The 8,754-nt window shown below is 40.2% G+C and carries 10 protein-coding genes; 7 read left to right on the top strand and 3 right to left on the bottom strand.

The features are described from left to right. Positions 1-15 precede the first annotated feature (15 nt). Complete coding sequence (locus JG50_RS0117895; RefSeq protein ID WP_033102475.1) at positions 16-246, bottom strand: hypothetical protein; 231 nt, start codon at positions 244-246, stop codon at positions 16-18. An 81-nt stretch (positions 247-327) separates the two neighbouring features. On the opposite strand from JG50_RS0117895, the gene JG50_RS0117890 reads away from it, so the two are divergent. The 6 genes from JG50_RS0117890 to JG50_RS0117860 all read left to right on the top strand — a co-directional run bounded on the left by JG50_RS0117890 (position 328) and on the right by JG50_RS0117860 (position 6,546). Then, positions 328-1,155: a YiiX/YebB-like N1pC/P60 family cysteine hydrolase gene (locus JG50_RS0117890; RefSeq protein WP_033102474.1), complete on the top strand. Its 828-nt coding sequence runs from the start codon at positions 328-330 to the stop codon at positions 1,153-1,155. Beyond that, a complete protein-coding gene (locus JG50_RS0117885; protein WP_152568653.1) occupies positions 1,131-1,451 on the top strand; it encodes a hypothetical protein in 321 nt (106 codons plus the stop codon). The genes JG50_RS0117890 and JG50_RS0117885 overlap by 25 nt, the downstream gene beginning before the upstream one ends. 437 nt (positions 1,452-1,888) lie before the next feature. Further along, positions 1,889-2,932, top strand: a complete 1,044-nt coding sequence (locus tag JG50_RS0117880) for an ArsR/SmtB family transcription factor (RefSeq protein WP_033102472.1) — start codon at positions 1,889-1,891, stop codon at positions 2,930-2,932. A 271-nt stretch (positions 2,933-3,203) separates the two neighbouring features. Next, complete coding sequence (locus JG50_RS0117875) at positions 3,204-4,463, top strand: MFS transporter (protein ID WP_081944048.1); 1,260 nt, start codon at positions 3,204-3,206, stop codon at positions 4,461-4,463. Positions 4,464-5,174: 711 nt separating this feature from the next. Next, a complete protein-coding gene (locus JG50_RS0117865) occupies positions 5,175-5,570 on the top strand; it encodes a hypothetical protein (RefSeq protein WP_033102469.1) in 396 nt (131 codons plus the stop codon). Positions 5,571-5,685: 115 nt separating this feature from the next. After that, positions 5,686-6,546, top strand: a complete 861-nt coding sequence (locus JG50_RS0117860; RefSeq protein WP_033102468.1) for an immunity 49 family protein — start codon at positions 5,686-5,688, stop codon at positions 6,544-6,546. A 289-nt stretch (positions 6,547-6,835) separates the two neighbouring features. Here JG50_RS0117860 and JG50_RS0117855 read toward each other — a convergent pair whose 3' ends face one another. After that, positions 6,836-7,447, bottom strand: a complete 612-nt coding sequence (locus tag JG50_RS0117855) for a VC0807 family protein (protein ID WP_033102467.1) — start codon at positions 7,445-7,447, stop codon at positions 6,836-6,838. 216 nt (positions 7,448-7,663) lie between these two features. Further along, the gene (locus JG50_RS0117850) at positions 7,664-8,257 is read right to left on the bottom strand and encodes a TetR/AcrR family transcriptional regulator (RefSeq protein WP_033102466.1); all 594 of its coding nucleotides are present in this window, start codon (positions 8,255-8,257) and stop codon (positions 7,664-7,666) included. 241 nt (positions 8,258-8,498) lie between these two features. On the opposite strand from JG50_RS0117850, the gene JG50_RS0117845 reads away from it, so the two are divergent. Further along, positions 8,499-8,754, top strand: a 256-nt coding sequence (locus JG50_RS0117845) for a phosphotransferase (RefSeq protein ID WP_033102465.1), incomplete at its 3' end; no start/stop codon positions are given.

The following is an 8,754-nucleotide window of genomic DNA, read 5'->3' as shown; positions in this document are numbered from 1 at the left end:
AAGCGTATGGGGTCATTATACAATTTCCAAGTAAGTGTATGGTATTTCCCAATAAGTGAAAAATCCAAAGTGGTAAGAAAAAGTAATAAGAAACCAAACTGTTAATAATCCTGCTACGATAAGTTCTGCTTGCAAAATGTTTGCTATGAAGGGATGTTTTTCGGTAAATGGCACTTGCTCTGTTTTATGTTCATATTCAGGAATCCACAATTTTTGTCCGCCTATTTCTGTTACTTTCCATTTCATGTGCCAGTCTCCCTTATCAGAATTTATTGAGTAATTATAACATAATTTTTAAAAAAAGGGGTGTAAGGTGGAGGGGTTACGATGAGAAAAATTATTGGGGTGGTAGTGTTTGGACTATTTGTCCTGTTTATTTTTTTCTTGTGTTTTAATGCGACCCCAGCTACAGAAACAGAAAGCGCAGTGTCCAATCCAACAGAAAACCTGCCTCCAAATTATGCAGCACCAGCTCAGAGGGCCATAGGATTTTCTGAAGATGAGTATAAAGAATTGATTAACGCGTTAGGAAGCGAGAGGCTTGTACACGAGTACATTTTCAAAACAGGTAAAATGATTCCTGGAACTATTTTGATTACTCCTGAAAGTTCTAAGGTTTTTATAGGAGACACCATTCGCTTTGGACATGCAGCGATCGTGGGGCCAAGTGGCGATAAGGTGATTGAGGCACCGGGAATGAAAGAGAAAATAAGAGAAGTTCCTCTTTCAAAATGGATTAAGAGATATAAGATGTGGACCGCTTATGTGGTCAAAGGAGCGACCATGGAGCAAAGAGTGGATGCCGCTAAATATGCTCTTCGTCAAGTTCAGGAAGGAAAAGGTTATGTCAAAACTGTTCGTGGGTTGCTTTATGATAAAAAAAGTGAGGAAGCTTTTTATTGTTCCTCTTTAGTTTGGCGTGCTTGGTGGGAAGCGAGTGATGGTAAAATAGATATTGATTACAATGATAACCAGGCTGTTAATTGGCGGGATGATCCAACAATAAGCAACTTATCGCTTTTGGATTTTGCTCGCTATTTAGACTACAATAAATTTTACGAAAAAGTATTTCCTGTCGAAATCATCAAGGATCCTTCAGTTGTTCCTATAGCGCAAAGTGTGGATGCTAATTGGTATCCAATAACTCAAAATTGAGCTTTAAAAATGAATTTGCGTATATTGGTTTGGGATGGAAAGACATTAGAAAAGCAGAAGTTTATCAGTCAAAAGGGCACCACTATGAACTTTACGTTGTGAAAAATGAAAGTTCTGCATCAGCTAAAATTTGGTTTGAAAAAGCAAATGGGGAAATCATTAATCGTAATCTGTCACCTGGTGAAACAGTTGACGGACAACATTTTGATACTCCTGCCGGAAATCATGTTTGGCATATAGAGTGTTCGAAAAGAAAAAAATGCAAAATTCAAGCAATGATAAGATCCGTTGAGTAACCAACTATTAATTTTGGTCAGGCGATTGAGCCCGCTATTCCCCGCCAAAAACATTAAAGTCGTTGGTGTATCGTTATTTTACCGGAGTGTTAACGTTCATTGACCGGTAAATGTAGCGGTACACTTTTTTTATTCCGCCATTAACCTCCTAAGATATTATTTGCGCGTGCTAAGGAGTTTTTATGGGCTGGAAACATTAAGCGGTAAAGTGAAGGTAGAGGTGGGCGAAGCGGGCTAAAGAACATGGATATGGAACAACGGCCGATGAATTTTAAAACTTCAGGGGTTACCGCAATATACAGTGTTACTTTACCTAACCGATTCGTTCACTGCTTTTTTATAATAGCACAACTATTCCTTTATTTTGTTCGAATAATATTGAATTTTTAATTCATTTATTTTAGAATATTTGTATCAAGTAAATAGAAGGGGTCTTTATGAAGCATTTTTATTCTCAACAGCCTACGGAAAGAATTTGCTTAAAAGTAGAATATTCACCTGTTTGGGAATCGATTTTGGGCATTGCCGGATACACGCATACTCAGTTTCGACACACATTCGATTTGGATGAAAAATGGAAAGAAAATCAGGATTCCATCCCTGCATCACTAGCAAAAAATTTGAAAGTGATAGAGGAAACTAACTTCTGGTATGGGTTACTTATGCTCCAAAACAAACTATCTGCAACCTCTATTCAAGATTTTTCGAATAGACTCGCCAAAATGCCAATTGATTTCTTATATGATACACTTCTGCCTTACAAGGATCGAAATACCGAACCAATGAGAAAAGCGGTAGCCAAGCAATATAATAAAGGTGAGTTTTTTGAGAAGTATGCTTCATATTTTGAAAAACACGACTATTTGGGTGGATATGTACGCGCTCTAGGTCGCTATTCACGTCAGGAAATTTGCGACCTGTTCAACAATACATTGAATGAATGGTACAAGTGGGTATGTCAACGAGAAGAATGGGAAATGTGGACTCGGGCACTTGCCTTTGAACAGAAGCGATATAGTTCACTGGACATTGAGAATCCCATGGAAGAGATCGAAAGAATTACGGGGGGAATAAAGTATTGTCCCGAGCCTTCTGTCTGGACTGTCAAATTGATTCCACATATATCGTATCGTCCGTGGATCTTGGAGTTACGCTCACCCGATACGAAGCTTTTCTTTTACCCTTTGAAGGAAGAGTATTTGATGGAGCCAGGTATCCCGCCGGCTGAATTAGTCCGTGGTCATAAGGCGTTAGGAGATGAACTTCGCTTGAAATTACTTTATCAACTACTAAAGGGACCGTTATCGCTTCAAGAAATGAGTGTTCAGTTCAGTATCTCTAAAACCACGCTGCATCATCACCTCTCTTTATTAAAAGCGGCAAAGTTTATTCGGGTTGATAAAGGGATCTATTCTGCAAATCCAATGCATATTCACTCCTTTACTAGACAGCTCGCTCAGTATCTTGGAGATCTTATATGAAGTTTTTATATGAAAAAGTGCTCTTTTTGATTTTGAAAGGAATAAGTGTGCCCTTCCTGATCAAAGAAGAAAATGCTCGAAACATACAGTTGATTCGGGGCTGGGCCTTTCATTGGTTATATTAGAAGTATTGCGGGCTTGAGGTATTTTGCTTTAAAGTCTAGCCTGCTTGATAGCTGCAGAGAAATCTACGCCGTGGCATTGCATCAAGAAAAGATGGGGACGTATTATACAGCGAGTGTTGATAGGATTTAACAAGTCAGAGGAGGGCATGGAAGAAATGGTATCTTCGATTTGGAAAAATAAAGATTTTTTATGGCTGTTCACTGGAAGAACCATCTCGCAGCTTGGTACATCAATCACCACTTTCGCAATTCCTTGGTTGTTGCTGCAACTAACGGGTTCGGCAATACAAACTGGCATAGCCTTTGCAGTTGGGTTTGTCCCTTATTTATTATTATCTTTGCCAGCAGGTGTTTGGGCTGATCAACACAATCGTAAGACGATGATGATTATAGCAGATAGTGGACGCTTAATATTACTTCTATCAATTCCGCTTACACATCTGCTTGTTGGAGAGATTCCGGTTTTTTTATTGTATGCTGTTCAAGCCGGTGTAAGTATGTTTTCAGCACTGTTTGATGCTGCATATGGAGCATGTTTACCGAATATTGTCGACCGGTCACAGTTACAAGAAGGAAATGCCGCCTTACAGACAGGTTTTTCAATGAGTCGAATTGGTGGTCCGGTAATTGCAGGAATACTCATTTCGTTACTTGGTGCGGCTAATACCCTTTTATTCGACGTTGCCTCTTATGCCGTCTCTATCCTCACGATCTTTTTTATCCGCGCTTCCTTTTCCGAAGTATCAAAACCAAAAAATCAGACTAATATGCTTGCAAATATTAGTGAAGGTGTCCGATATATTTGGAATATTAAAGTAATACGAGTTTTAGCTTTATCCTCTATGCTTGTGAATTTAGTCGGTCCTGGTATGGATATCGCCTTAATTTATCGTATTAAAAACGAATTGCATTTAGCATCTGACTGGGCAGGGATTATTATGGCTGGATTAAGCTGTGGAATGGTTGTAGGGTCTCTTGGCATAGGTCAGGTGAAAAAAAGATTTAGCATGGGAACCTTAATGATGATATCAACGATTGGGCTAGTATTGCCGCCTTTTATATTGACACTATCCACAAATCCGATTGTAATTTTACTTGTCCAGTTTCTTATCGGATTTATGCTTGTTGCTTGGAATGTTCAAACGACAACCATTAGGCAATCTGTAATTCCGGATCACTTACTTGGCCGATGTGTTAGTATTTTTAGATTAATTGTATGGGTTTCAGTTCCGGTAGGGGGTACAGCCTCAGGATTTATAACGGAAAAATGGGGTGCTTCAATATTCTTTTTGTTTGCGGGATGTGTACTGTGTGTGGTTTTTCTCATTTTCCTGAAAACAAAATTGCACAGTGCAGCTGAATCTTATTTCAAAATAGAAGTGAGTTCGTATAAGAAATTGCAATGAGCCACTCACTTTCCCCTGGTAGAATGGGGTTGCCACAACATCCACAGAAGGAAGAGAGTGTAAAATGGCTTAATCCAAGTTCTTAGATGAAAAGGTTTTGCATGGCCTGTTGCAAAAAGATGAGGGATTTCTTGGAAAATAGGTTTAGTGATGTAACGGCCGTTTCGTTGCCAAAACCCCTATAAAAGCAGCGTTTTGAACCACTAACGAAGTGGAAACCAACTTGCTAATTGAATCCCCTTTTTGTTGATAGAGTTTGTATTAAGAACAACAACCATTGTTTTAATGGTAGCTTGTTCTTCTTATTTCGTGAGTAAAGTTCTATTAGGGTAGGAATAGTTGGTTGATATTCTACTTTCTCAAGTACACCATCTATTGTAGTGATCCGGCCAAGCAAAAAGCCAATGTCTTTTCTTTCCTGTAAGAACTTACTAGCTACCTGAATGATCCATTGAGAACTAAGATCATGTCTTCCTTCCTTTTCTTCAAACCATTCAGTAAATGGAGTTCCCCAATCAATGTGCACATAGGGCATTGTTCGTTAAAAAAATAGATATTCACTCCCTGCATCTGATGGATATACTGTTTTGCACATTCATTCAGGTCAACCGTTGCCACCGTTTTCTTTAAGCGGTGACTGATCATTTCGGGAAAAAGTGTGCCGCGTTATCCGGTGGTAGATACCGTTTCCAAAAAGAAGGGATATCAATAATGAAATGGGAGCTGTGTATTGAACACATGAATCATTTAGTGCACAATCCCGATTGGGATCGAATCCATGAAGTGATACAACAAATGGATGGAAAAACCATCACCAACTTTGTATTGGATCCGGCAGATGATGAAGGGGCTTCTTTGTTATGTGGTGGTGGGGATGTGATTAATGGAGAGAAGAGATATAAAGTCGAATACTATTGTGAAGATGGTTCAGGGTATTGTCTGATCAACCCGGAAGAATCAGCAGATAAAGAGTATGAATTAACGATCCGAGTTCCGGATGTACAGCTGGCCAAACATTGTGTCAAACAAGAAGAGGTTATTAAGGCTTTTGAGTATTTTTATAAGACGGGTAAACGGAATCCGGAGTTGCTTTGGGAAGAATATTGAGTTTACATAAAAATACGGATTCGTTACAAGGAGGACTAATCAAAGGAATTTGCTAAAAACAAGGGGCAAACCCCTTATTACCAGAAAACCATTCCTGTCGAAATAGGAGGGAATTATGTCTTTGGATGTTAGACAGTGGTTTAAAGATGTCGTTTGTGAACATGAGGAAGCATATCAGTTTGATGTGGAAAATTTAGTCAAGGATAATTCCCTGGGTAATTGGATGATATTAGATCATCTCTCCTATCTGTGTTATACCATTGCGATAAAAAAATTAATATTGGAGAACGATGTAATCGGCTATAAACAACAATTATACAAGGCTGGAAGATATTTTGAATTGTATGTTCTCGCTGAACCGTTGAACGTTCCAAGCCATCCTCGCTATGTAAAGGGGGAAAACTGTTTCAAAGGGACTGCCAATTATTATGGCGATTTATATTCAGCCTTGATCAGCCAAAATCCGGAGTTGATTGTTTCCTTAGCGCATTTGCTGGGTTGGCGGGGGGAAGAGGAGGATTTCAAGATAAACGACCTGAATCCCGAAAATGGACATTTGGGTTATGCAATAAAATATATCATTTTGCAGGAAGACAACAAAGCGCGGGCTCATTTGGAAGCACTCTCCCGTTTTCGATTGCATCGATATCAAAAAGTGGATATGGAGCAAAGAATGGCTGTCTTGGAGGGAATCTTGGACCAGGATCAGGAAAAGGTTCATGATGGTTTGAAGCAAATATTGAGACGACATAAGAAAAGAATCAAGCAAGAAGACATATTAGGCAAATTTTATGACAATGCTGTGGCCGGATTGGGTTGGTTGGCTCAATACAGAGGAATTAAAATCGAAATAAACGATAAGCTTTGCCCAAAAGAGATTTTTGAGTATCATGAATTTCCATATCCTGAATTGGAATGGATCCCAGAAGATCTCCGTGATAAGACATGGGAAGACCTGGTACAAAGAAGGTACTAAATTAGAACAACAGTTACATTTAACTTGAAGATGATTATGGGCTCATTTTCGCGATTTGGACTGAATGGCCGCTTGACCACATTTGAGTGACCGGTGAGTCTGTAAAATGGGCCAGAGGCAGAAAGTTCTTGGACGTGACCGAGTACTGGGAGTAGCGAAAATCCAATAAAAAACCTCAGCCAAAAATCACACGCATAAGTTGAACGCCGACTTTTTCTGACTGAGGTCACTTTTGGACTTGATCGCATCCGGAGATTAATCAGGCTTATCCAGATGAAAACTGTCAATGCTATTTAATTTTTGAAACAATGAATTTTGCACCCACAATCAGAATTGCAATTGCTCCGACACTAACCATATTTGACATTACCAAAAAGGAACCGGTTGGCAATACAATAGCCATAACAATGTGTATTATTGATCCGATGAAAGAAACTCCACCAACCAATGCAGTCATCACGGTTATTTTTTTGTGCACCACTGGATTGTTGTAGTGTTCTTTGTTTTGCTGCCCTATAGCCCTAAATATAATTAGCAGCAATGGTTTTTTTGCAAGTACGGAAATGATGAAAATTAAGCCTATGATGCCAAATACAGCCGGGTGGACAAGCTTAATTGGTAATGAATTTCCTCCGGAGATAAACGATATTACGAGTGCGATTGATAGAATAAAAGTACTTATTACACCTATCCAATCAACTCGGTGTTGCCATATCCATTGAACCATGGTTTTGATCACCGGAATGATCGTACTAATGGCAAGTGGTGCAGTATCTGTCGTAAAATGCGGGCGTAACACCATATACACGAAACACGGAAGAAGCAGGTTGAAAAAAAGACTGCGAATTAATTTTTTTTTGGTCTGTTGAAGACGTTGTTTTCTTTCTTTTTCTGAGTGCACTAAATTCACTCCCTTATTTCTTTATGAATAAATAATTCATTCATAAAATGAGCGTAATTGCCCGATTTATCGTTGGCAGGGATTGAAAATCCCATGCAGGCGGGACAGTGCGCTTGACCGGTTTCCGGGCCGAGGCCAGTGCCGGGTAAACATGCCCGCGACCGGGACAATTCAACAACGCACTCCCGCAATGCCATAGGAAAAAAAAGCGGCTTACTATGGCTTGAGCATCCGCAGGATAATCTCAGTATCAGGAAAATGATTTTTAAATTTCTCAGGGCTGCGCAAAGCCAAGTTGGACAAACCGTTGAGACATGCAATAACAGCCAGCACCAGTTGGTCCGGATCGCCTTTTGCGAGTTCTCCGGAAGCCTGGCCCTCGACGATCAGTTGCCTCATCACGTCTTGGAAGGTCTGGCTTTGCTTGCGCATAAGTTCACGGAGATGGTCCGGCGTCGCTTCATCATGAAACATCTGAAAAAGCTGATAGAACTCGAGGCGTTCGCGTCGGTATTCCAATATCCTAGAAATCAGAAAGTGAAGGCGTTCTCCCGGTGTACCAGGCATTTCCAGAATGTGTTCCAGTGTCGCAATGGCGGATTGCATGGTCTGTTCGATCAGTTCGTTGAAGATTGCCTCCTTGTTGGCAAAATATCGATAGGGCAGCCCTTGACTGACTCCGGCAGCATCGGCAACGTCAGCCATGGTAGCTGCCCAGCCCTTGCGAGCAAAGGCTTTTCTGGCACCATCCAGTATCTTCTCACGTTGCGCTCCACGAAGACGTTGATTCGCTTCTTCTGTTCGTGGCATATCATCACCCTTTTTTGAATGAATGATTTATTCATTTTAAATTAAAGCACAGTAATTTCTTGATTGTCAAGTTGGAGGGAATGGGCCTTAAAGGGCATCATTTTTTAGAGGGAGTGAAGAAGTTCCTGGAATCTCTGGAGTGGAACTTTTCTTATTGGTCCGGCGTGTGTTATAAATGCCCCCCTCTTTTCTTGTTTTCATAAAGTCATATGGGGGTTAATGTGGAAGGAGCGTGTCACAAATGTATGTAGACAAAATAAAAGAAGCGATATTCAAAAGCATTGAGGAAAACTTTGACTTGAAGATACGATCAGGCCGGCAAATTCACCGCGGTTGGCGCAATCTCAAATGGAAAATTGAAACGGATGAAGGTTCGCTTTTTGTCAAACAGTATCATCCTGAAAGGTATCCTCCCAAGAAATTAGATCGAGTACGAGAAGCCCTTCGTATCCAAGCGTACCTTGCAGAGAATGGCATCCTTAATGAACCCCAAAAGT

The organism is Thermoactinomyces daqus, from assembly GCF_000763315.1.
GTDB lineage: Bacteria > Bacillota > Bacilli > Thermoactinomycetales > Thermoactinomycetaceae > Thermoactinomyces_A > Thermoactinomyces_A daqus.
Note: the sequence above shows the minus strand (reverse complement) of the source record. Positions and strands in the feature narration are given on the sequence as shown.

Bases quoted from the DNA above. Each gene is read 5' to 3' on its own strand.
- JG50_RS0117865 (WP_033102469.1), top strand. From the start codon at position 5,175: ATGAAATGGGAGCTGTGTATTGAACACATGAATCATTTAGTGCACAAT.
- JG50_RS0117850 (WP_033102466.1), bottom strand. From the start codon at position 8,257: ATGCCACGAACAGAAGAAGCGAATCAACGTCTTCGTGGAGCGCAACGT.
- JG50_RS0117880 (WP_033102472.1), top strand. From the start codon at position 1,889: ATGAAGCATTTTTATTCTCAACAGCCTACGGAAAGAATTTGCTTAAAA.
- JG50_RS0117890 (WP_033102474.1), top strand. From the start codon at position 328: ATGAGAAAAATTATTGGGGTGGTAGTGTTTGGACTATTTGTCCTGTTT.
- JG50_RS0117860 (WP_033102468.1), top strand. From the start codon at position 5,686: ATGTCTTTGGATGTTAGACAGTGGTTTAAAGATGTCGTTTGTGAACAT.
- JG50_RS0117875 (WP_081944048.1), top strand. From the start codon at position 3,204: ATGGAAGAAATGGTATCTTCGATTTGGAAAAATAAAGATTTTTTATGG.
- JG50_RS0117895 (WP_033102475.1), bottom strand. From the start codon at position 246: ATGAAATGGAAAGTAACAGAAATAGGCGGACAAAAATTGTGGATTCCT.